The organism is Actinosynnema sp. NPDC050436, assembly GCF_040655415.1.
Lineage (GTDB): Bacteria > Actinomycetota > Actinomycetes > Mycobacteriales > Pseudonocardiaceae > Actinosynnema.
On the sequence record NZ_JBFAJV010000004.1, the window covers coordinates 329,819 to 351,434 of the forward strand.

19 protein-coding genes are annotated in these 21,616 nt (G+C 73.6%); 8 read left to right on the plus strand and 11 right to left on the minus strand.

The window, feature by feature from the left end; all coding sequences use genetic code 11:
* Positions 1-6: 6 nt before the first annotated feature.
* Positions 7-687 (minus strand): TetR/AcrR family transcriptional regulator, encoded by a 681-nt coding sequence (locus AB0I60_RS13935; protein ID WP_360729264.1) that lies wholly within the window; start codon positions 685-687, stop codon positions 7-9.
* A 54-nt stretch (positions 688-741) separates the two neighbouring features.
* On the opposite strand from AB0I60_RS13935, the gene AB0I60_RS13940 reads away from it, so the two are divergent.
* Positions 742-1,461 (plus strand): DUF4386 domain-containing protein, encoded by a 720-nt coding sequence (locus tag AB0I60_RS13940; RefSeq protein ID WP_360729267.1) that lies wholly within the window; start codon positions 742-744, stop codon positions 1,459-1,461.
* Here the strand turns inward: AB0I60_RS13940 and AB0I60_RS13945 are convergent.
* Together AB0I60_RS13945 and AB0I60_RS13950 are read right to left on the minus strand one after the other, a co-directional pair.
* Positions 1,458-2,105 (minus strand): hypothetical protein, encoded by a 648-nt coding sequence (locus AB0I60_RS13945; protein ID WP_360729269.1) that lies wholly within the window; start codon positions 2,103-2,105, stop codon positions 1,458-1,460. The two genes, AB0I60_RS13940 and AB0I60_RS13945, sit on opposite strands and share 4 nt — an antisense overlap.
* Positions 2,102-2,785, minus strand: coding sequence for an ATP-binding cassette domain-containing protein (locus AB0I60_RS13950; RefSeq protein WP_360729272.1), 684 nt, complete (start codon positions 2,783-2,785; stop codon positions 2,102-2,104). Before AB0I60_RS13950 ends, AB0I60_RS13945 begins: the two co-directional genes overlap by 4 nt.
* 214 nt (positions 2,786-2,999) lie before the next feature.
* Here AB0I60_RS13950 and AB0I60_RS13955 point away from each other — a divergent pair, with 214 nt between their 5' ends.
* The 4 genes from AB0I60_RS13955 (at position 3,000) to AB0I60_RS13970 (ending at position 8,965) form a co-directional block, all read left to right on the plus strand.
* On the plus strand, positions 3,000-5,813 hold the full coding sequence (locus AB0I60_RS13955) for an aconitate hydratase (RefSeq protein ID WP_360729275.1): 2,814 nt from the start codon (positions 3,000-3,002) through the stop codon (positions 5,811-5,813).
* 75 nt (positions 5,814-5,888) lie between these two features.
* Positions 5,889-7,091 (plus strand): TIR domain-containing protein, encoded by a 1,203-nt coding sequence (locus AB0I60_RS13960; protein WP_360729277.1) that lies wholly within the window; start codon positions 5,889-5,891, stop codon positions 7,089-7,091.
* Positions 7,091-7,780 carry a hypothetical protein gene (locus AB0I60_RS13965; RefSeq protein ID WP_360729279.1) on the plus strand — a complete coding sequence of 230 codons (690 nt, stop codon included), beginning with the start codon at positions 7,091-7,093 and terminating at the stop codon, positions 7,778-7,780. Before AB0I60_RS13960 ends, AB0I60_RS13965 begins: the two co-directional genes overlap by 1 nt.
* Before the next feature lie 45 nt (positions 7,781-7,825).
* The gene (locus tag AB0I60_RS13970; RefSeq protein ID WP_360729282.1) at positions 7,826-8,965 is read left to right on the plus strand and encodes a hypothetical protein; all 1,140 of its coding nucleotides are present in this window, start codon (positions 7,826-7,828) and stop codon (positions 8,963-8,965) included.
* Here AB0I60_RS13970 and AB0I60_RS13975 read toward each other — a convergent pair.
* From AB0I60_RS13975 to AB0I60_RS14005, 7 genes are all read right to left on the minus strand, one after another.
* Complete coding sequence (locus AB0I60_RS13975; protein ID WP_360729697.1) at positions 8,962-10,521, minus strand: alpha/beta hydrolase; 1,560 nt, start codon at positions 10,519-10,521, stop codon at positions 8,962-8,964. The genes AB0I60_RS13970 and AB0I60_RS13975 overlap by 4 nt on opposite strands.
* A 158-nt stretch (positions 10,522-10,679) precedes the next feature.
* Entirely contained in the window at positions 10,680-11,654 is a 975-nt protein-coding gene (gene egtD / locus AB0I60_RS13980; RefSeq protein WP_360729283.1) for an L-histidine N(alpha)-methyltransferase, read from the minus strand.
* On the minus strand, positions 11,655-12,413 hold the full coding sequence (gene egtC / locus AB0I60_RS13985; protein ID WP_360729286.1) for an ergothioneine biosynthesis protein EgtC: 759 nt from the start codon (positions 12,411-12,413) through the stop codon (positions 11,655-11,657).
* A gap of 1 nt (position 12,414) precedes the next feature.
* Positions 12,415-13,746: an ergothioneine biosynthesis protein EgtB gene (gene egtB / locus AB0I60_RS13990; protein WP_360729288.1), complete on the minus strand. Its 1,332-nt coding sequence runs from the start codon at positions 13,744-13,746 to the stop codon at positions 12,415-12,417.
* The gene (locus AB0I60_RS13995) at positions 13,743-14,993 is read right to left on the minus strand and encodes a glutamate-cysteine ligase family protein (protein WP_360729290.1); all 1,251 of its coding nucleotides are present in this window, start codon (positions 14,991-14,993) and stop codon (positions 13,743-13,745) included. The genes egtB and AB0I60_RS13995 overlap by 4 nt, the downstream gene beginning before the upstream one ends.
* A 207-nt stretch (positions 14,994-15,200) precedes the next feature.
* Positions 15,201-17,285, minus strand: coding sequence for a PQQ-dependent sugar dehydrogenase (locus AB0I60_RS14000; protein ID WP_360729292.1), 2,085 nt, complete (start codon positions 17,283-17,285; stop codon positions 15,201-15,203).
* Positions 17,286-17,397: 112 nt separating this feature from the next.
* Positions 17,398-18,000, minus strand: a complete 603-nt coding sequence (locus tag AB0I60_RS14005; RefSeq protein ID WP_360729295.1) for a DUF5753 domain-containing protein — start codon at positions 17,998-18,000, stop codon at positions 17,398-17,400.
* A gap of 128 nt (positions 18,001-18,128) precedes the next feature.
* Between AB0I60_RS14005 and AB0I60_RS14010 the strand changes: the two genes are divergently transcribed.
* Genes AB0I60_RS14010 through AB0I60_RS14020 form a run of 3 tightly spaced genes read left to right on the plus strand, consistent with a single transcriptional unit; the run spans position 18,129 to position 20,375 of the window.
* Entirely contained in the window at positions 18,129-18,719 is a 591-nt protein-coding gene (locus AB0I60_RS14010; protein WP_360729297.1) for a helix-turn-helix domain-containing protein, read from the plus strand.
* Entirely contained in the window at positions 18,719-19,882 is a 1,164-nt protein-coding gene (locus tag AB0I60_RS14015; RefSeq protein WP_360729300.1) for an MFS transporter, read from the plus strand. Before AB0I60_RS14010 ends, AB0I60_RS14015 begins: the two co-directional genes overlap by 1 nt.
* 10 nt (positions 19,883-19,892) lie before the next feature.
* On the plus strand, positions 19,893-20,375 hold the full coding sequence (locus AB0I60_RS14020) for a thioesterase family protein (protein ID WP_360729302.1): 483 nt from the start codon (positions 19,893-19,895) through the stop codon (positions 20,373-20,375).
* 51 nt (positions 20,376-20,426) lie between these two features.
* Here AB0I60_RS14020 and AB0I60_RS14025 read toward each other — a convergent pair whose 3' ends face one another.
* Positions 20,427-21,590 carry a serine hydrolase domain-containing protein gene (locus tag AB0I60_RS14025; protein ID WP_360729304.1) on the minus strand — a complete coding sequence of 388 codons (1,164 nt, stop codon included), beginning with the start codon at positions 21,588-21,590 and terminating at the stop codon, positions 20,427-20,429.
* Positions 21,591-21,616 lie beyond the last annotated feature (26 nt).

Below are 21,616 nucleotides of genomic sequence, written 5' to 3' on the forward strand. Positions count from 1 at the left end.
GTCCGGTCAGGGGGCGGTTCCGAGGTCTAGAGACAGCGCGCGGAAGCGGGACTCGGCGAGGGGGGCGGGGTCCTCGTCCAGCCAGGCCAGGTGACCGAAGGTCTCCAGCACCACCAGGCCGTGGATCGCGGTCCAGGCGGCGAACGCCACGGCTGCCGCCTCCGGGGGCAGGTCCACCGCCGCCGCGAAGGTCTTCAGCGCGGTGGGGGCCGGTTCCGCCGCCGCGCCTCCCGGCGTGCCGCTGCGGAGCGTGCCGCGACGCCACGCGTCGATGATCGGCGGGACGAAGGCGGCACCCACGTTCCGGCTCGCGTTCGACGTCGGACCGGATTCCGGCGCCTGGTAGTCCGGGATCGGCGTGCCGTACAGCAGCGCGAACTCGTGCGGGTGGGCCAGCGCCCACGCCCGGTAGGCCAGCGCCGCCGCCACGAACGCGTCGCCCTCGGCCGCGTCCCTGGCGCGCGCGACCTCCTCTGCCAGCGCCGCGAAGCCGTCGGCGATCAGGTCGGTCAACAGCGCGTCGCGGTTCGGGTAGTAGCGGTACAGGCCCGCCGGGCTCATCCCGATCGACAGCGCCACCGCCCGCAGGGACAGCGCCGCGCCGCCGCCCTCCCGCAGGTGGGTCAGCGCCGCCGCCTTGATCTCGGCCGACGTCTGCTCCCGGAGCCGTTCCCGCCTGGTCGCCATGTGCGTGAGGGTAGCGCGTTGCGAACGGTGTTCGCACTGCGATACCATGCTTGAGTGAACACTGATCGCAATGTAAACACTGATCGCAGTGCGCCTGTCGAACGCACCAGCGCGCCGCGCCGGACCACAGCGGCGCTGCTGCTGGTCGAGGGGCTGCTGATGGTGGTCCCGATCGTGCTGCTCGGGGCCGCCGTGGACTGGCCGGCGAGCCTGGGCGAACCCGCGGCCACCGTGCTCCCCCGGGTGGCCGAGAACGAGACGGCGATGCGCCTCGGGTACGTCGCGTACCTCGCCTACTCGGCGCTGTTCCTTCCGGTGGCGCTGTGGGTGACGGCGACCCTCGCGCCCGCCGGCCAGGACTCGCGGGTGGCCCGGCTCGGGACGGCGTTCGCCGCGCTGTCCGCGCTGGCGCGCTGCGTGGGCATCATCCGGTGGCTCACCACCATGCCCGACCTGGCCCACGCCTGGCAGTCCGGCGCGGACCGGGCGGCCGTCGAGGTGCAGTACGACGCGCTCAACTCGTTCGCGGGCGGCGTCGGCGAGCTGCTCGGGGTGTCGCTGTTCGCTGCCGGCTGGCTGCTCTGCCTGGCCGGGGTCGCCGACGTCCCGAGGTGGCTGCGGGCCTTCACCGTCCTCACCGCCGCCGCCCTCGCGCTGCCGCTGGTCGAACTGCTCGGCGTGGACGCGGGCGCGCTGATCAGCGTGGGCAGCGCGACGGTCCAGGTCTGGTTCCTGGCCACCGCCGCGCACCTGCTCCGGGGCCGCCGGTCCTAGTTCCGGCGCGGGCCCAGGGTGCGGGACAACCAGGTCGCGCCCACCACCAGCGCGGCGGCGCACACCCCGGACACGGCGAGGTGCGGCGCGAGGTCGTGCTCGTGCCCGAGCGCACCCAGCACGTTGCCGATCGGCGGCGCCTGGCCGAACAGGTACGCGAGCACGACCAGCGCGGCGGCGGCCGGCACGGACCAGCCGTGCCGGGTGATCACCGGGCGCGCGCACAGCACGCCCACGCCGACCCCGACGACACCGCACACCAGCAGCGAGGCGAACCCGAGCGCCACGGTGCCCGGCGGGTAGGAGCGGCCCTGGGTGAGCACCGGCAGCACCGCCGCGAACGCCGCCACCACCGTCACCAGCAGGCACGACAGCACCGACACGGCCGCCTGGGACCGGCCCCACCCGCCGGCCGCCACGACCGTCACCGCCCGGCGCACCGGGTCCTCGGCGGTGGCCACCACGACGGTCAGCCACACCGCGACCGGGTACAGGAACGCGCACGACCCGGCGTAGGAGGACGGCGGCGGCCCGGCGTCGCCGCCGTTGAACACGGCCAGCACGGCGGCGTAGACGAGCAGCGGCGGCAGGTAGCGCTGGGTGCGCAGCAGGTCCGCGAGCAGGTACCGCACCAGCGCCGTCACGACCGCACGCTCCGCACCGAGCAGCCCAGCCGCAGCGCCTCGGCCAGCACCCGGTCGCTGTGCCCGGTGGCCACCTCGACCCGCGCGCCGCCGCCGACCGCCCGCGCCTCCCGCACGCCCTCCAGCGCGCTGATCAGCTCGAACGACCCGCCCACCCGGTCCAGCTCGATCACCACGCCGGTCCGGCGCGCGCCCAGCGCGAACTCCCGCGCCCCGGGCAGGTCGTGGCCGTGGTGGTCGGTGACCAGCCGGGCGGGCCCGCCGCCGGTCACCAGCCCGGCGAGCACCGCACCGGCGGCGGCGTCCAGGCCGGACCACGGCTCGTCGAGCACCAGCAGGCCGGTCGCGGTCAGCGCCTGGGCCAGGGCGACCTTCTGGGTGTTGCCCTTGGACAGGGTCGCCATGGGCGCGTCCGGGTCGCCGACGAAGCCGAGCGCGTCGACCAGGTCCCAGCGCGCCGGGACGCCGCGCACGGCGGCCAGGTGCCGCAGGTAGTCCCGGGCGGACAGCGCCACGCCGGGCGGGAACCGCTCGGGCAGGTAGCCGACCGAGGCCGGGCGGCGCACCCGGCCGGAGGTGGGGCGGCTGAGGCCGGCGGCGATGCGCAGCAGGGTGGACTTGCCGGACCCGTTGCCCCCGGTGACCACGACCGTCTCGCCCGGTTCGACGGCGAGTGCCACGTCCCGGAGCACCCACGGCCCACGCCCGTACCGCTTCCCGATTCGATCAAGACGGACCACGGGTGTGATGATGCCCCGATCCGGGTAGGGCCGGGTTGAAGCCGAATACAGGACACGCGTACTGTTTACGGCGAAGGAGCGCCGCGCCGGCGGGTGCGGAAGACTCACCAAGCAGTTCCCAACCGACTTTGCGCGTCACCAGATGGAGTTTCACGTGACTGCACCAGCTAGCAAGGACAGCTTCGGCGCCCGCGGCACGCTCACCGTGGGGGACTCCTCGTACGAGGTGTTCCGGCTGAGCGCGGTCGAGGGCGCCGAGCGTCTGCCCTACAGCCTGAAGATCCTGCTGGAGAACCTGCTGCGCACCGAGGACGGCGCGAACATCACCGCCGACCACGTCCGCGCGCTGGGCGGCTGGGACCCGTCGGCCGACCCCGACACGGAGATCCAGTTCACCCCCGCCCGCGTGGTCATGCAGGACTTCACCGGCGTGCCCTGCGTGGTCGACCTCGCCACCATGCGCGAGGCCGTCACCCAGCTCGGCGGCGACCCGACCAAGGTCAACCCGCTCGCGCCCGCCGAGCTGGTCATCGACCACTCGGTGATCGCCGACATCTTCGGCCGCCCGGACGCGTTCGAGCTGAACGTGGACCTGGAGTACCAGCGCAACAAGGAGCGCTACCAGTTCCTGCGCTGGGGCCAGACCGCGTTCGACGAGTTCAAGGTCGTCCCGCCGGGCACCGGCATCGTCCACCAGGTCAACATCGAGCACCTGGCGCGCGTGGTCATGGTCCGCAACGGCGTGGCCTACCCGGACACCCTGGTCGGCACCGACTCGCACACCACCATGGTCAACGGCATCGGCGTGCTGGGCTGGGGCGTCGGCGGCATCGAGGCCGAGGCCGCCATGCTCGGCCAGCCGGTGTCCATGCTGATCCCCCGGGTGGTCGGCTTCAAGCTGCACGGCGAGCTGCCCGCCGGCGCGACCGCCACCGACCTGGTGCTGACCATCACCGAGATGCTGCGCAAGCACGGCGTGGTCGGCAAGTTCGTGGAGTTCTACGGCTCGGGCGTCGGCGCGGTACCGCTGGCCAACCGCGCCACCATCGGCAACATGAGCCCGGAGTTCGGCTCGACCTGCGCGATCTTCCCGATCGACGGCGAGACGATCGACTACCTCAAGCTCACCGGCCGCACCGAGGACCAGCTCGCGCTGGTCGAGGCGTACGCCCGCGAGCAGGGCCTCTGGCACGACCCGGAGCACGAGCCGGTCTACTCCGAGACGCTGGAGCTGGACCTGTCGACGGTCGTCCCGTCGATCGCCGGCCCGAAGCGCCCGCAGGACCGCATCGAGCTGACCAACGCCAAGCCCGCGTTCCGGCAGGCGCTGGGCGCGTACGTGTCGAGCGCCGAGACCGCGCCGAAGTCCGCCGTGGACGAGGCCGTGGACGAGACGTTCCCGGCCAGCGACCCGATCGCGGTGTCCGACGGCGACGCGGGCGGTGCCCCGCGCGTGGTGCACACCGCCGCCGAGGGCGCGGCCGGCCGGCCGTCCAACCCGGTGAAGGTGACCGTGGACGGCGCGGAGTTCGAGCTCGACCACGGCGCGGTCGCCATCGCCGCGATCACCTCGTGCACCAACACGTCCAACCCGTCGGTGATGATCGGCGCGGCGCTGCTGGCGAAGAAGGCCGTGGAGAAGGGCCTGGAGCGCAAGCCGTGGGTGAAGACCACCCTCGCGCCCGGCTCCAAGGTCGTCATGGACTACTACGAGCGCGCGGGCCTGCTGCCGTACCTGGAGAAGCTGGGCTTCCACCTGGTCGGCTACGGCTGCACCACGTGCATCGGCAACTCCGGCCCGCTGCAGGACGAGATCTCGGCCGGCATCGGCGAGGGCGACCTCGCCGCCGTGTCCGTGCTGTCGGGCAACCGGAACTTCGAGGGCCGGATCAACCCGGACATCAAGATGAACTACCTGGCGTCCCCGCCGCTCGTGGTGGCCTACGCGCTGGCCGGCTCGATGGACAAGGACATCACCACCGAGCCGCTGGGCACCGACCAGGACGGCGAGCCGGTCTACCTGGCCGACATCTGGCCGTCGCCGCAGGAGGTCTCCGAGGTCGTCGCGGCGTCCATCTCGCCGGAGGGCTTCACCAAGGGCTACGCGGACGTGTTCGCGGGCGACCAGCGCTGGCAGTCGCTGCCCACGCCGACCGGCAAGACGTTCGAGTGGGACGCCCAGTCCACCTACGTGCGCAAGCCCCCGTACTTCGAGGGCATGGAGATGGAGCCCGCGCCGGTCACCGACATCTCCGGCGCGCGGGTGCTGGCCCTGCTGGGCGACTCGGTCACCACCGACCACATCTCCCCGGCCGGCGCGATCAAGGCCGACTCCCCGGCGGGCAAGTACCTCACCGAGCACGGCGTGGAGCGCAAGGACTTCAACTCCTACGGCTCGCGGCGCGGCAACCACGAGGTGATGATCCGGGGCACGTTCGCCAACATCCGCCTGCGCAACCTCCTGCTCGACGACGTCCAGGGCGGCTTCACCCGCAACTTCCTGGAGGCCGACGCGCCGCAGACCACCATCTACGACGCGTCGGTGGCCTACGCCGGGGCGGGCGTCCCGCTGGTCGTGCTGGCGGGCAAGGAGTACGGCTCGGGCTCGTCGCGCGACTGGGCGGCGAAGGGCACCTCGCTGCTCGGCGTGCGCGCCGTGATCGCCGAGTCGTTCGAGCGCATCCACCGCTCCAACCTGATCGGCATGGGCGTCCTGCCGCTCCAGTTCCCGGACGGCAGCACCGCCGCCGACCTCGGCCTGGACGGCACGGAGACGTTCGACTTCACCGGCGTCACCGCGCTGAACGACGGCGAGACGCCGCGCACGGTGCACGTGGTCGCCACGAAGGCGGACGGCGCGAAGGTGGAGTTCGACGCGGTCGTCCGCATCGACACCCCCGGTGAGGCCGACTACTACCGCAACGGCGGCATCATGCAGTACGTGCTGCGCAAGATGGTGCGCAGCTAGTCACCCGGTGCGAGGAAGGGCCGTCCACCCCGGTGGACGGCCCTTTTCGCACGTCCGGGCAACTAACATGGCCCGGTGGTCGCGTTACGCGTGTTCCTCAGCCTTCCCCGGGGTCCCGGATCCGCCGCCGTCGCCGACGCCGCGCGCGCGGCCATCGCGGGGTCCGGGAACTCCGTGGTCGAGACCGCCGCCTCGGACCTGCCCCCGGAGGAGCAGTGCCGGCGGATGCTCCGGGAGTGCGACGCCTACGTGGGCGTGCTCGGGTCCGCCTACGGTCCGGTCCTGCGCGGCGAACCGGTGTCCCACGCCGAGTTCGAGTACCGCACGGCCGGCGAGATCGGCGTGCCCCGGCTGGTGTTCCTGCTCTCCGGCGACCCGGAACCTGGTGAGGACCGGCAGCGGGCGTTCCGGGAGCTGGTGTCGGCGACCTCCCCCGCGACCGTGGTCGGGTCGGCCCGGGAGCTGGCCGACGCCCTGCCGGCCGCGCTCGACGCCGTCGCGGGGCGGCGCGGTGTCGCGGGGCGGCACCGGCTGCTGGTGCTGCACTGCGGTGGCGCACTGGGTCTGGCCGAGGCCGTGGCCGCCGAGCTGGGGGTGCCGGCCCGGCCGGTGGCGCACCCGGACGTGCAGTCCTCCGTGGACGGCACCGAGTCGGCGCTCGTCCTGCACCACGGCGGGCCGCTGACGCCGCCCGAGTCGTTCGGCGTCGGGTACGCGCTCGGACACCTGGGCGACCGGGTGCTGGTGCTCTCGACCGGCCCCACGACCATGCTGGGCAGCCTGGGCATCCCGGTCCGGCCGTGGTCCGGCGACCCGCACGACGCCGCTCGGCTGGCCAGGTCGGCGCTCGGCCACCACGTCACGGGCCTGCCGGAGTGCTTCATCGCCCACGCCCCCGAGGACGCGCCGTTCGCCCGCCGGCTCGGTGCCGACCTGGTGGACGCGGGGTTCGCCCTGTCGCCCGACCTGTCGGAACTCCCGCCCGGCACCCTCATCGCCCAGGCGATCGCGGACGCGGTCAGCCGCGCCGACTTCGTCCTGGCGGTGCTCAGCCGGGACGCGCTTCCCGACGAGTGGGACCAGCACGACTACGCCGGGACGCCGCTCCCGCTGGTACCGGTGCTGCTGGACGGGGATGCGCGGCGCGCGTGGTCCGAGGGGCCGTTGTCCGACCGGCAGGCCGTCGACTTCACCGGGTGGAGCGACGAGACCGAGTACCGGCGGGCGCTGCGGCGGCTGGTGCGCGCGCTGGCCATCCGCACCGGGGCGGACCGCTGATGCGCCGCGACATCGCCGCCTACGCGCCGTACCAGGTCTTCCTGAACCACCCGTACGACAACGACTTCCGCCGGCACGCCGACGCGCTCGGGTTCGCGGTGGTCGCCGCCGGGCTGCTGCCGGTGAGCGCGCGAGACCTCTCCTCGCCCGACCGGCTCCGCCTGGACGTCATCTTCGAGGCGATCCGGAACTGCCGCTACTCGCTGCACGACCTTTCGCGGGCGCACGGCGACGGCCCGAACGGCCTCGCCCGGATGAACATGCCGCTGGAGATGGGTATGGCGCTCTACCACGCGCTCGACCGGCAGCGGGACGACCGGCGGTGCGCGTTCTTCGTGCCCGACCAGCACGACCACCGGCGGTTCGCGTCCGACCTCGCGGGCCTCGACCCGAAGGTCTACCAGGACCCGGCGACGCTGCTCACGGGCGCGTACGAGTGGTTGCGGGCCATCGTGCCGATGGCGTACGTGTCATCGCAACCGGCCGTGGACGTCGTGGACGCCTACCGCGAGTTCACCGAGGAGTGCGCGTACGTGCAGAGCGCGGAGCGGAGCGGGGTGCTCACCCACGAGGAAGCGCGCGAGGTGATGTACCAGGTGTGCGCCAAGCGCGACTGGTGGGACTGGCGCAACACGCGCACCGGGCGGGACGCGTTCCCCGAGACCCCGTTGCGGCGCAAGGTGCGCTGAGGCGCGTCGCCGCTAAGGTGTGTCGCCTCAAGGGGGTGGGGTGCGGTGGCGTGGCTGCCTTTGGTCCTGGTGGGTCTGCTCGGCGAGATCTGGGAATTCGGGGCTCTCGCGGGTATCGCGGTGTTGCCCGTCGCGGCCTGGTGGCTGTGTGACCGGCGGCTCCTGGCGGCAGGTGTCGTGTTCGCGGTCGCGGCCGTCCACGGGACGGCTCCGATGCCGGCGGTGGTCGCCTTCGCGGGGGCGCTGCTGGTCGCCGCGCACGACCTGCACGCGCGCCGCCCGGGTGTCTGGTTCCCGTTGCTGGCAACGGGTCTGGGCGTGTTCGTGTGGTGGCAGGGCTACCAGTGGCTGGGCGACGAACCCTGGCGGGCGTGGGCACCGGCCGACCCGGGGACCTTCGAGCTGTCGATCGCCTGGGCGTCGGCCGAAGCGTTCGACCCGCCGCCCGACCTGACCTGGGTGCCGTTCGCCGTCGTCGCGGTGTTGTGCGCGGGCGCGGCGATCGCGTTCGCCCGGGACCGCGAGTGGGTGCCGCTGGTCGTGGTGGGGCTGCTCGGCGGGATCGGCGAGTACGGGCCGTTGGCGGGCGTCGCCGTGCTGGCGGTGGTCGCCGGGTGGCGGCGCAGCACCCGGCTGATCGCGGCGACCGCCGCGTACACCGTGGCCGCCCTCGTCGAGCCGCTGCCGCACGCCACCGTGGTGGCCGTCGCGGCGGCACTGGTGATCGCGGCGCACGACGCGCACGCGCGTCGGCCGGGCACCTGGTTCCCCCTGCTGGCCACCGGGATCGGCCTGGCCGTGGCCACGGTGGACCTCCGCCGCTTCGAGCCGGACGTCCTGGATCGGTACCGGCCGCCCGGCCAGGTGGTGCTCACCCTGGTGATGCCGGACCCGGGGACGCCCACCCAGGCGCTGCGCGGCATGGCGACGGCCACGCCGGAGGCGCACGCCGCGGTCGGGGTGGCGATCGACGCCGCCGCCACGGCGAGCGCGGCCCACGTGCTCGGGACGGTCGTCGCGGCCGGGCTGGCGCTGTGGGCGTGGCGGGCACGGGACCTGCTGGTGGCCGCCACGGCGGCGGCGTACCTGGCGGCGGCCTGGTACCTGCCCGGGTACCCGGAAGCGGTCGTCCTGGTGGGTGCGGCGGTCGCGGTCGCCCGCGACCGCCGCACCACGACGGGCTAGAACGGCTGGGCGTTGGGCTGGAAGACCTGCCCGTCGGCCGGTGCCCTCAGGTTCACCAGGTAGTCGGTGACCAGGGTGTCCGCACCCGCGCTCTTGCCGAGGATGCAGTGCCCGAACGCGTCGACCGAGATCAGCCGCGCGTTGCCGAGCTGGCGGGCGATCCGCTGCGAGAACTTGTACTGCGTCGCCGGGTCGTAGTAGTTGCCCACCACGACGACCGGGTTCGGCGTGCGCTTGTGCCACGGGCCGGCCCAGCGGTCGGGGTGGCGGACCGGCCACGTCGGGCAGGTCAGCAGGTCGGACGCGGCCTGCTGGCGGCCGAAGGTCGGCGATTCGCGCTCCCACTTGGCGGCGACCGCCGGGAACAGCCCCGGCACCCGCGCGAACGGCTTGTCGGTGCAGTTCACGCCGTAGTAGGAGTCGTCCGAGAGGTACTCGGCGTCACCGATGACCCCCACGTTGACGTCCGCCAGGCCGTTCTTGTTGGCCAGCGGGGGTTCCAGCACGGGCGCGTCCTGCGCGGACAGCGCGGCGGTCGGGTGCAGCGCGTCGTGGACGGCCTGCAACCAGGCGGCCAGCGGCTTCAACCGGGCGATGCTGTACAGGTCGCCGCTCACCCGGCTGACGTAGCTCTGGTAGGTGACCACCTCGCCGGACGGCAGGGTGACCGGCTCCTCCCGCAGCGCGTCGCGGACCTCGTCGAACTTGGCCCGGGGGTCGCCGTCGCTGTAGGCGCACTTCGCGCCCTCGGCGTCACAGCGCTCGAGGAACGCGTCGAGCGCCAGCTCGAAGCCCTGCGCGCGCTGCCGGTCGTACTCCGCGCCGTTGGACGTGCGCAGCGCCGGGTCCACGTTGCCGTCCAGCACCAGGGCGCGGGACTTCTGCGGGAAGATGTTGGCGTAGGTCGCGCCGAGCAGCGTGCCGTAGGAGAAGCCGACGTAGGTCAGCGCCTTGTCGCCCACGCCCTGCCGCAGCAGGTCCAGGTCGCGGGCCACGTCCTCGGTGGACATGTGCTGCAACAGCGGGCCCGCGTTGCGCCGGCACGCGGTCGTGTACTCCTCGGTGGCCCGCATGGTGTCGCGGATCTCGGTGCGGGTCACCGGGGCCGAGGAGATGCGGCCGAAGACGTCGTCGGCCTCCTCCTGGGTCTCGAAGCAGCGCAGCGGCGCGCTGCGGCCGACGCCGCGCGGGTCGAACCCGATCAGGTCGAACCGCTCCATGACCTCCGGCTGGAAGAACGACGAGCCGAACCCGGCGTAGCGCAGGCCGGCGCCGCCGGGGCCGCCGGGGTTGATGAACAGCGAGCCGACCTTCCTGGCCTGGTCGGTCGCGGGCGCCTTCATCAGGGCGAGGGTGATCTTCTCGCCGCGCGGCTTGCGGTGGTCCAGCGGCACGGGGTGGTTCGCGCAGGTCACGCGTTCCCGCTGCGCGACGGGGATCAACGCCAGCACGTCGTCGGCGCACTTGCTCCACTGCACCGGCGTCGCGCTCAGGGCGTCCTGGGCGACGGCCGCGCCGGTCGCCACGACGCCGGACACGGCGGTGCCCAGGACCATCGCGGCGACCAGCGCTCTGCTTCCAAGCTTCACGGGTAGCGCTCCTCACGTCCGTCGACGCCGCCCCTCTTTTTCTCCTGCCACGGCGTCGTCGCGCGAGGCTCTCACCCGCAAGGGCGGTGAGACACCCGCAGAACGGATGGTTTCTTCACCCTCCGTCAGCCCACGACTCGGGCGAGTGACAGCGCGAACCTCCCCTCCGCGTCGGTCCACCAGCGGTGCAGCGCGAACCCGGCGGCGGTCAGCTCCCGCTCCACGCCCTCCCGCCGGAACTTGGCCGACACCTCGGTCCGCAGCTCCTCGCCCTCGGCGAACTCGACGTCCAGGTCCAGCGCGGCCACCCGCGCCCGCACCGGGCGGACCGCCCGCAGCCGCATCTCGATCCACTCCTGGTCGGCGTTCCACAGCGCCACGTGCCGGAACGCCAGCGGGTCGAGGTCCGCGCCCAGCTCCCGGTTGAGCACCGCCAGCACGTTGCGGTTGAACTCGGCGGTGACCCCCCGCGCGTCGTCGTAGGCGCGCACCAGCACCTCGGGGTCCTTCACCAGGTCGGTGCCCAGCAGCAGCCACTCCCCCGGCTCCAGCACGTCCCGCACGGAGGTCAGGAACTTGTCGCGCTCCTCGGGGATCAGGTTGCCGACGGTGCCGCCGAGGAACGCCACCAGCCGGGGCGACGCGCCCGGCAGCAGGCCCAGGTGCTCGGTGAAGTCGCCGACCACGCCGTGCACGCCCAGCCCGGGGTAGTCGGCCATGATCTGCCGGGCGGCGTCGGTGAGCGCGCTCGCCGACACGTCCAGCGGCACGAACTCGCGCAGCGTCCCGTGCTCGCGCAGCGCGTCCAGCAGCAGCCGGGTCTTCTCCGACGACCCGGACCCCAGCTCCACCAGGGCGCGCGCCCCCGTGGTCGCGGCGATCTCGGCCGCCCGCTCGACCAGGATCTCCCGCTCGGCGCGGGTCGGGTAGTACTCGGGCAGCCGGGTGATCTGCTCGAACAGGTCGCTGCCGACGGCGTCGTAGAACCACTTGGGCGAGACCCACTTCGGCCGCGCGGTGAGGCCCGCCCTCGCCTCGGCCCGGAGCGCGACCACCGCGTCCTCCGGTGTCAGGTGCACGTCCAGCACTGGCTCGGTCATCTATCGTCCCATCGGTCGAACGTCCACGGTGATCGCGTTGTCGGGGGAAGGGGCGGCCGTGACGACGTGCCGGTCCGGCACTTCCCGCCAGCGCGGGTCGTCGTCCAGCGGCTCGGAGGACACGGTCACCGCGCCGTCGCCGGAACGCACCCACAGCGAGTGCGTCCACGTCGTGCCGACCAGCACGGTCCCGTTGGTGAGCAACAGGTTCAGCCGCGAACCGGGCGCGGCGGCGGCCACGTCGGACACCACCGACGCCAGGGCGGCGGCCGGCGGCGAGCCGGCCAGGCGGGCCCGGACCAGCGCCCACAGCAGCGCCGAGTCGGTGGGCGCGTCGAGCGTGAGCAGGTCGGCGACCGGCAGCGACCCCGCCAGGCCGGCGACCGAGCCGGGCCAGCCCGCGACCCGGCCGTTGTGGCTGAACAGCCACGTCCCGTCGGTGAACGGGGCGCACGCGGTCTCCACCACCGGCATCCCGGTGGTGGCCGACCGGACGGCGGCGAGCACCGCGCCGGAGACGAGGACCCGGCCCAGCGCGGCCAGGTTCTCGTCCGACCAGAGCGTCCCGGTGCGCCGGTAGCGCAGCGCGGGGCCGCCCGGCGCGGGGTACCAGCCCACGCCGTAGCCGTCCACGTTCACCGTGCCGCCGCCGCGCATGTCGCGAGGTGCGTACGACTGGCGCAGCAGCGAGTGCGGCGGGTCGTGCACCAGGGCCGCGATGGGCACGGCGGGGCCGAGGTAACCCAGGTGGCGGCACACGTCAGACCGGTTCGCCCGGGGCCGCGTCGCGCGCGCAGCGGAACCCGGCGAAGATCTGCCGCCGGATCGGGTAGTCCCAGTTGCGGAACGTGGCGCGCACCGCCGCCGGGTCGGTGCCGAACGAGCCGCCGCGCAGCACCTTGTAGTCGGGTCCGAAGAACACCTGCGAGTACTCGGCGTACGGGAACACCTCGAACCCGCCGTAGCCGTGGAAGTCGGAGCTGGTCCACTCCCACACGTCGCCGATGAGCTGGTGCACGCCCAGCGGCGACGCGCCCGCCGGGTACGCCCCGACCGGGGCCGGCGACAGGTGCCGCTGGCCGAGGTTGGCGTGCGCCCCGGTCGGCTCCTCGTCACCCCACGGGTAGCGCCGGGACCGGCCGGTCGCCGGGTCGAAGCGGGCCGCCTTCTCCCACTCCACCTCGGTCGGCAGCCGGCGGCCCGCCCACCTCGCGTACGCCTCGGCCTCGTGGTAGCAGACGTGCACGACGGGCTGGTCCGGGTCGAGCGGCGCGGTCTCGCCGAACGCCGTCCGGAACCACTGCCCGCCGTGCCGCTCCCAGAACCTCGGCGCAACCAGCGGCGCGTCGCGCACCAGCGCCCAGCCCGCCCCCGACCACCACCGGGGGTCGCGGTAGCCGCCGTCGTCCACGAACGCCGCGTAGGCGCCGTTGGTGACCGGCGCGGTGTCGATGAAGAACGGGTCGGTGAACGCCTGGTGCGCGGGGCGCTCGTTGTCCAGCGCCCACGCCTCGGTGGAGGTGCCCATGGTGAACGGGCCGCCCGGCACGAGCACCTCGGCGGGCCCGACCGGTCCGCCCGGAGGGGGCGGCGGCGCGTGCAGCACGGGCGGGCCGACCCGCAGCTGGTGGGTGGCGAGCATGGTCTCGTCGTGCTGCTGCTCGTGCTGGACGATCATGCCGAACGCGAACCCGCCGTCGAGCAGCCGGCGGCCCTCCAGCGGGCTGGTCTCCAGCACGTCGAACACCTTGTCCCGCACCTCGCCCACGTACCGGCGGGCTTGGGCCGGGTTGAGCAGGGGCAGCTCCGGCCGCGCGGACCGGGCGTGCTTGAAGGCGTCGTAGAGCTCGTCGATGTCCTGGCGCACCGGCTCGCGCCCGCCGACGTCGCGGACCAGCCACAGCTCTTCCTGGTTGCCGATGTGGGCGAGGTCCCACACCAGCGGGGACATCAGCTTCGAGTGCTGGCGCACCAGGTCGTGGTCGTCCACGGCGTCGGTGAGCTGCGCGCTGCGCCGCCGAGCGCGGACGAGCTGCGCGGCGACGTGGTCGCGGATCTGCTCGACCCCGGTGTTGTGGTCGGTGCTGGTCATGAACGGCCCCCTCCGGCGTTCTCGGCGGTCTTCTCGGCGAGCGCGCGGTGCAACTCCTCCGCGATGGCGTCGGTCTGCCCGACGGACAGGTCGGTGTTGGGCAGCGCCGCGCAGCCCAGGGCGACCACGTCGCGCGCCGCGCGGGCCAGCACCGGGTCGGCCAGGCCGTAGCGCGCGGCGGCCAGCCAGCGGCCGGCCGAGGTCTCGGTGGCCGCCAGCGCCGCGTCCACCACGGACGGGTCGCTGAACAGCGCGGCCATCAGCACCACGGGCGGCAGCCAGCCCCCGTCCGGGGGCGTGTCGAGGTAGCGGACCTCCACGTACCCGCGCGGGCGAACCGGCGGGAACTGCAACGACAGGTGGTAGTCGAGGTCGTCGGCCGTGGGCCGCGTCCCCAACGCCCCGTCGACCCACTCGGCGAAGGTCAGGCGGCGCGGCGGGAGCCAGTCGTTGCCCGGTCTTCGCACGACGATCACCGGCGCGTCCACCACCCGCCGCGCCCACGCCGCCGCCGGGTCCGCGCACACGGCGGCGGGCCGGGTGCGCACGGGGTCGGTGGCGTAGAGGGTGCGCATCCGGGCGCTGGCCCAGTCGGTCCGCCGGCCGCCGACGCCGGGCGAGTTGGCGAACAGCGCGGTGAGCACGGGGCCCAGCGCGTGCACGGCGGCCCAGCGGGTGACGAGGTCGGCCTCGTGGCCGAAGTCCAGGCACACCTGGAGCCCGGCGGTGCTGCACATCATCGTGATGCCCTCGGGACCGACGGGGGCGAAGGCGTGCTCCATGGCCGCGTAGCGGGGTACCCGGAGCATCCGGCGAGGGGGCCGGTGGGGGTCGGCGCCCCGGTGGCCGAGGACCAGTCCGGCGGGTTCGAGCAGGCCGGTGAGGTGGTCGATGTCGGCGGTGACGGTCTTGAGCAGCTCGGTGAGCGAGCCGCTCGGCGGGGTGGAGATCTCGACCTGGCCGCCCGGTTCGACGGTGAGCGGCGTGCCGCCGGGCAGCGGGTGCTGCGGGCTGTCCGGGACGAGGGTCGGTGGCGCGTGCTTGCCCAGGGCCTCGGCGAGCACGCTCGCGTCGAGCGGTTTCGCCGGGTCTTCCCGGTCGTGGACGGTCCATTCCAGTTCGACGCCGAGCAGCCGCGGTGGCCCGTGCTTGAAGCACACCGAGGCCACGTACGCCTCGGCTTCGGCACGGTCCCGGAATACCGCGGGGGTCGGCCCCGGAGCTGGAGCGTCACGTAATGCAGTCATTTCGCACACTCCCCGTGATCATCCTTGGTGCTTCGACGCTACACGGGGGGACCGACAGCCGCACGCCTGCGAAACCCTTACGGATCAACGACAAGTTGTCGTCGCGGCAGGTCGGCGGCGAGCGTTCCGGACACACCGGACGGCGGGCCATTCGAGACGCGCCGGCGACCCGCGCTCAGCGGGTCGCCGGCGGCGAGGCCGGGCCGCTCAGCGCTTCGAACCACCCGAGTAGACGACGTCGACGTGCAGCACCCGGTCGTTGTTCGCGGTGCCGTCCTTGTCGGTCGACGTGGTCAGCCAGAGGTCGCCGTCGCGGTCCGCCTCGATCGTGCGCAGCCTGCTGTAGGTGCCCTGGAAGTACACCCGCTGGTCGACCAGCTCCGACGACGAGTCGATGCGCAGCCGGTAGATCCGCTGACCGACCGTCGTGGCGACGAACACGTGGTCGTTGACGACGGTCAGGCCGCTGGGCGAGGCGACCGACGTGGGCCACGTCTTCTTCGGCGCGACGGTCCCCGCGCAGCCGCTGCCGGTGGTGCCCTCGCAGTCCGGCCAGCCGAAGTTGCCCGCCTTCCGGATCAGGTTGACCTCGTCGGTGGTGGAGTCGCCGAACTCCGAGGCCCACAGCCGGCCCTGCGAGTCGAAGGCCAGGCCCTGCACGTTGCGGTGGCCGTAGCTCCAGACGGCCTTGCCGGGGTAGGGGTTGTCGGCCGGGATCGAGCCGTCCGGGTTGAGCCGCAGGATCTTGCCCGCGTTGCTGTTCAGGTTCTGCGCGTTGGCCTTGTTCTGCGCGTCGCCGGTCGAGACGAACAGGTGCTTGCCGTCCGGGCTGAACCGCAGCCGGCCGCCGTTGTGGTAGCGGCTCTTCGGCACGCCCGCCAGCAACGTCGTCCAGTTGCCGAGCGCCGTGCCGGTGAGCTTGGCCCGCACGAGCTGGTTGCCCGCCGCTGCCGTGTGGTAGACGAACACGTACCCGTCCGTGGCGAACGTCGGCGACACCTCGATGCCGAGCACACCGCCCTCGCCGTTGGTGCCCTGCGCGCCGGGCACCTTGCCCAGGCTGGTGCGGGTGCCCGACTTGGTGAGCTTGTGGACGGTGAACGTGTCGCGCTCGGTGACCAGCGCCGAGCCGTCGGGCAGGAACGCCAGGCCCCACGGCACGTCCGTGCGGTTGAGGACGGTCGTGACCGCCCCGGGGTCGGGCACGCCGGCCGGCCCCGACCCGCCGGGGGTGGCGCTGATCGCATTGCTCGGCGGCGAGGCGTTGCCCGCCGCGTCGCGGGCCCGGACCGTGAACGCGTAGGCGGTGCCGGAGGTCAGGCCGCCGACCGTGGTCGACGGGCCGTCCGACGTGCCGACCTGCGCGCCGTCGCGGAAGACCTGGTAGCCGGTCACACCCACGTTGTCGGTGGACGCCGTCCACGCGAGGTCGACCGAGGTCGCGGTGCGGCCCGTGGCGCGCAGGTTCGCGGGCGCGCTGGGCGCTTCGCCGTCCGGCGGGGCCTTGTCCGTGCGGACCAGGACGTTGTTGCTCGCCGGGGACACGTTCGGCGCGGCGTCGCGGGCGAAGACCGTCCAGTCGTACTCGGTGTCCGGGGTGAGCCCGCCGACCGTGGTGGCCAGGGTGGCGCCGTCGACGCTCTTCATCAACTGGCCGTGCTGGTAGACGTCGTAGCCGACCACGCCGACGTCGTCGGTCGCGGCGTCCCAGGCCAGCGACGTGCTGGTGGCGGTCCGGCCGGTGGAGCGCAGGTTGGCCGGCGGTGCCGGGGCCTGGACGTCGACCGGACCGGCGGGCTCGACGGTGAGCCGGTCCGCGTTCGGGCCGCCGTCGACGGTCGTGGCGGCGGCGCGGACCTTGTTCCGCCCGGCCTCGAGGGTGACGGTGACCGAGGCGTCGCGCCAGGTCGTCCACCCGCCCGTGCCCGGGAAGGCGAGCGTGGTGGCCGGGCCGCCGTCGACGGTGACCGCGAGCGGGCGGTCGGCACCGGTCCCGTTGGCGTAGCGGAAGGTCAGCTCGTGCGGACCGGCGCGATCGGCGGTCACGGCGTACTCGACGTGGCTGCCGGCGGTGTTGTCGTAGTTCACGAAACCGGTGCCGGAGTAGCCGGCGTGGTTCTTCTCCACCTTGGCCCGGTTCAGGGCGGCGGACTCGGCTTCGTACCGGACGCTTCCCGACGCCTCGGCGACGGGGTTGCCGGTGGCGGGTGCGGCGAGCGCCGTGCCGGGTGCGGTCACCAGGGCGAGCACGGTCGCAGCGGCGAGCGCGGCGGACGGGGTTCTCGGTGCCACGGGGGTGCCTCCCACGTCGTCGGAGCTTCGTGCGGCGGCGGAGAGTTGGAAAGGAAACTTTCCTAACTGTCCGGATCACACCACCGCGCCCGGCGGCTGTCAAGGACGCCGGCTACCCGCCCGCCGACTGCCGGACCAGGCCGTCCGCCGCGCACGCGAACGCGCCCCGGGACCGCTCCGGGTCCCACGCGCACTCCCGCAGCACCTCCGCGACCACCTGGTACCGCGCCACCACGTCGTGCCGCTCGGACAACGACTCCACGTGCACCGCCGGCCCGCCCACCGCGAACCCCAGCAGCGTGAACGAGTGCCGCAGCTCCGCCCGCCCGCCCGCCGCGAACGGCACCAGGCGGGCGTTCGAGGCCACCAGCGCGCGCAACTGCCCGGCCAGCACCGCCGGGTCGCCGGACCACGCGTGCAGCGCGGTCTCGTGCACGAAGAACTCGCACGCGGGCGGCAGGTGCCGGCGCAGCACCTGGAGCCGCTCCGGGTCCGTGCCCTGGACCAGCGCGTACTCCGGTGTCTGGAGCAGGGCGGGCACGGCCAACGTGTCGAACGCCACGATCGCCGTCGCCCGGCGCTCGGCGGCGCGCAGCGCGTCCGGGGCGTCCGGGTCGACGTGGTCGTAGTGCGCGAGCCGGACCAGGTCGATCAGGTCGATGCCCCGCCGCACGTCGCCCACCTGCGAGAGCCGCCCCAGGCGGATGTCCTTCACGGTGCGCCACCGTAGTTCGCCGGGACCGCCCGGTTCGAGCCGGCGGGCCCGAGATCACTCCAAAGTGGAGTCCCCCAATCCGTACGTACGGATTGGATTTCCCGGCCACCGACTGGCAACATCGACCGGTGCCCAGGGTCAGCCAGGACCACCTCGACGCCCGCCGCCGCCAGATCCTGGACGGCGCGCGCACGTGCTTCGCGCGTTACGGCTACGAGGGTGCCACCGTACGCCGTCTGGAAGAAGCCACGGGGCTGTCCCGGGGCGCGATCTTCCACCACTTCCGCGACAAGGAGTCGCTGTTCCTCGCGCTCGCCGAGGACGACGCGCTCCGGATGGCCGACGTGGTCGCCCGGCAGGGCCTCGTCCAGGTCATGCGCGAGCTGCTGTCCGCGCCCGAACCCGACGCGGAGCACCCGGCGGACTGGTTGGGCACCCGGCTGGAGGTGTCCCGGCGGCTGCGCACCGACCCCGAGTTCCGCAGCCGGTGGGCGGAGCGGTCGCGGCAGCTCACCGACGCGACCCGGCAGCGCCTGCTGCGCCAGCGCGACGCCGGCAACCTGCGCGACGACGTCGACGTGGACGTGCTCACCTCGTTCCTGGAACTGGTGCTCGAAGGACTGGTGTCGCACCTGGCCATGGGCCTGCCCGCCGACGACCTGGAACCCGTGCTGGACCTGGTCGAGGAGTCGGTCCGCCGACACCGCCGCACCGGCTGATGGGCCGCTACCTCGTCGCCGCCGGCCTCGCCCGGCTCGCCGACGAGATGGTGGGCGTGGCGGTGGTCCTGCTGGTGCTCTCGCGCACCGGGTCCGCGGCGCTGTCCGGCTTGGTGGTCGCGTGCTACACCGTCCCGTCGATCGTGTCCGGGCCGTTGCTCGGCGCGTGGCTGGACCGCGCGCGGCGACCGGTGCTCGCACTCGCGGGCAACCAGTTCCTGCTCGCGCTCGCGGCGTTCGGGCTGGTGACGGCGGGCGATGACGTCCCGGCGCTGCTCGTGCCGGCGTTCCTCGCCGGCATCACGCTGCCGATGACCAGCGGTGGGTTCACCAGCCTCGTGCCCCGGCTGGCGGCGGACGTGCCGCGCGCCACCTCCTACGACGCCATGCTGTTCAACGTGGCGGCGATCGGCGGTCCTGCCCTGGCCGGCGTGGTGTCGACGGCGTGGTCCCCGGATGTCGCGGTGGTCTTGTTGGGAGCGTTGGCGTTGGTGGGCGGTGCGTGGACGTGCGCGCTGCGGGTGCCGACGCACGCCGACGCGGTCACGTCGTCGTCGTTGACGGAGGCGATGCGGCGCGGCCTGCGGCACCTCGCCACCACTCCGCCGTTGCTCGGGACGACCGTGGCGTCGGTGCTGTCGTTCGGCGCAGTGGGGATGTTCGCGCCCGTGCTGCCGATGCACGTGGCGACGTTGAACGTGGATCAGGGGTACACCGGACTGGTGTGGGCCGTGTTCGAGGTCGGCTGCGTCGCCGGGCTGCTGGCACTGCGGCGACACCTCGACCGGTGGCGTCCCGAACGGGTGGTGTTCACGGCCGTGGCGCTCTACGGCGTGACGGTCGCGGCGTGGCCGCTGGCGGGCAGCTTCGCCGTGCTCGTGGGTCTGGCGGCGGTGAGCGGTGTCGCGCAGGGGCCGACGTTGACCTCCACCATCCTCGCGCGGCAGCGGTACACCCCCGCCGGGCTGCTGGGCCAGGTGTCGACCACCGGCGCGAGCCTGAAGCTGGGTGCGTTCGCCGGGGGAGCCGCACTGGGCGGCGCCCTGGAGGCCCGGGTGTCCACCACGTCGGTGATCTTGCTGGTGGCGGCGGTGCAACTGGTCGCTGCGGCACTCGGGTCGATCGCGGCGAAGCAGTCGAATCCCGGTCGGGTGACCCCATAGGATCACCGACATGGCTGACCCGCGACCTGCCCACGTGCACCGGGTGCGGGTGCGCCCGGTCGACTGCGACCGCCAGGGGATCGTGCACGCCTCGCGGTACCCGGTGTTCTTCGAAGCCGCGATGGTGGAGACGCTGCGCTCGCTGCTCGGCTCCTACCGCGAGCTGGAGAAGCACGGCGTCGACTTCGTCATGGCCGAGTCGTCGATCCGGTACCTGAACCCGGCCCGGTTCGACGACCTCCTCCGGATCACCGTCCGGGTGCGCTCGCTGGGCACCACGACGTTGACCATGGGGTTCGACGCGGACGTGGACGGCACGGCGGTGGCGACGGGCTGGAACCGGTACGTGTCGTTCGGGACGCCGGAGCTGCGCAGCACCCCGATCCCCGAGGACTTCCGCCGCCTGTTCGCACCACCCCGCCGACCGGCCGACCGCCCGTCGCGCACCACCTCGACCGGCCGCGCGGTGCAAGCCGGCCGGGCCGCCCACTGACCGCGCCGACCGCAGCGCACCAGCCGCAGCGCCCCCGACCGCGCCGCGCCGTCAGAGCGCGAGCGCCAGGCCCGCCGCGCCGAACTCCGCCTCGATGACCCGGTCGAACAGCGGGAACGTGGCCCAGTCGTTGTTCGTGTGCACGGCCAGCGTGCGGCTGCCGTCGGCGGTGCCCATGACCAGGGTCGACGTGCCGAAGCTCTGGCCGGTCCCGCCGCGCAGGACCTGCCCGTCGGCGAGGGTCAGCTCGTAGAGGCCCAGGCCGTAGCGGGTGTTGGCCAGCCAGTGCGCGCCCTCGGTCGGCACCGTGGTCCACAGCTGCCGGTGCTGCTCGGGCGGCAGCAGGCGGCCGGTGGTCATCGCCGTGGCGAACGCGATCAGGTCGTCCAGGGTCGACACCACGTTCGCCGCGCCCCAGCCGCCCGAGGTGTTGACGTCGGTGGTGTCCAGGGGCGGCAGGTCCGGGTCCTCCACCACGGAGGTCCAGTTGGCCGGCGTCACGTCCTCGGGGCGCGCGCCCTCCTTGAGGAACACCTTGGAGTACGCCCTCGGGTGGCGTCCCCGGAAACCGGTGTCCTCGCGGTGGCGGGCGAACGTGCGGGCCAGCCCCAGCGGGCGCACGACCGTCCGGTCGACCTCGGCTTCGAAGCTGCGGCCGGTGACCCGCTCCACGATCGCGGCGGCGAACGAGAAGCCGCCGTTGGAGTACCAGAACCTCTCCCCCGGCCGACCGACCGGGGGCTGCGCCAGCGCGAGCGCCAGCGCGTCCTCGGGCTGCCACACGTCGAACCGGTGCGCCTCGAACGCGGAGCGGACCGAGTAGCGGCGCTGCCACTCCAGCGCCATGCCGGTGGCGAACAGGCCGCTGGTGTTGGACAGCAGGTGCCGGATGGTCACCCCGGTGCCGTCGTAGCCGTTGGCCGCCATGGCGCCGGGCAGCCACCGGTCCACGGTGTCGTCCACGTCGAGCCGCCCCTCGGCGGCCAGCGCCAGCACCGTCGCGGCCGTGAACGCCTTGGAGATGCTGCCGGCGTGCAGCGCCTCGCCCGGCACCCGGCGGGCCCCGGTGGTGGTGTCGGCCACGCCGGCCGACCCGAACCACGTGCCGTCGCCGTCGCGCACCTGCACGACGGCCCCGGGCACGCCCAGTTCCTCCACGGCCCGCTCCATCGCCTCGCGCACGTGCTGCCGCCCGGCGCTCTCGAACTCCGCCACGTCGTTCCCCCTCGGGATCGGAACCC

Bases quoted from the DNA above. Each gene is read 5' to 3' on its own strand.
- AB0I60_RS14015 (WP_360729300.1), top strand. From the start codon at position 18,719: ATGGGCCGCTACCTCGTCGCCGCCGGCCTCGCCCGGCTCGCCGACGAG.
- AB0I60_RS14020 (WP_360729302.1), top strand. From the start codon at position 19,893: ATGGCTGACCCGCGACCTGCCCACGTGCACCGGGTGCGGGTGCGCCCG.
- AB0I60_RS13995 (WP_360729290.1), bottom strand. From the start codon at position 14,993: ATGACTGCATTACGTGACGCTCCAGCTCCGGGGCCGACCCCCGCGGTA.
- egtB (WP_360729288.1), bottom strand. From the start codon at position 13,746: ATGACCAGCACCGACCACAACACCGGGGTCGAGCAGATCCGCGACCAC.
- AB0I60_RS13935 (WP_360729264.1), bottom strand. From the start codon at position 687: ATGGCGACCAGGCGGGAACGGCTCCGGGAGCAGACGTCGGCCGAGATC.
- AB0I60_RS13965 (WP_360729279.1), top strand. From the start codon at position 7,091: ATGCGCCGCGACATCGCCGCCTACGCGCCGTACCAGGTCTTCCTGAAC.
- egtD (WP_360729283.1), bottom strand. From the start codon at position 11,654: ATGACCGAGCCAGTGCTGGACGTGCACCTGACACCGGAGGACGCGGTG.
- AB0I60_RS13975 (WP_360729697.1), bottom strand. From the start codon at position 10,521: ATGGTCCTGGGCACCGCCGTGTCCGGCGTCGTGGCGACCGGCGCGGCC.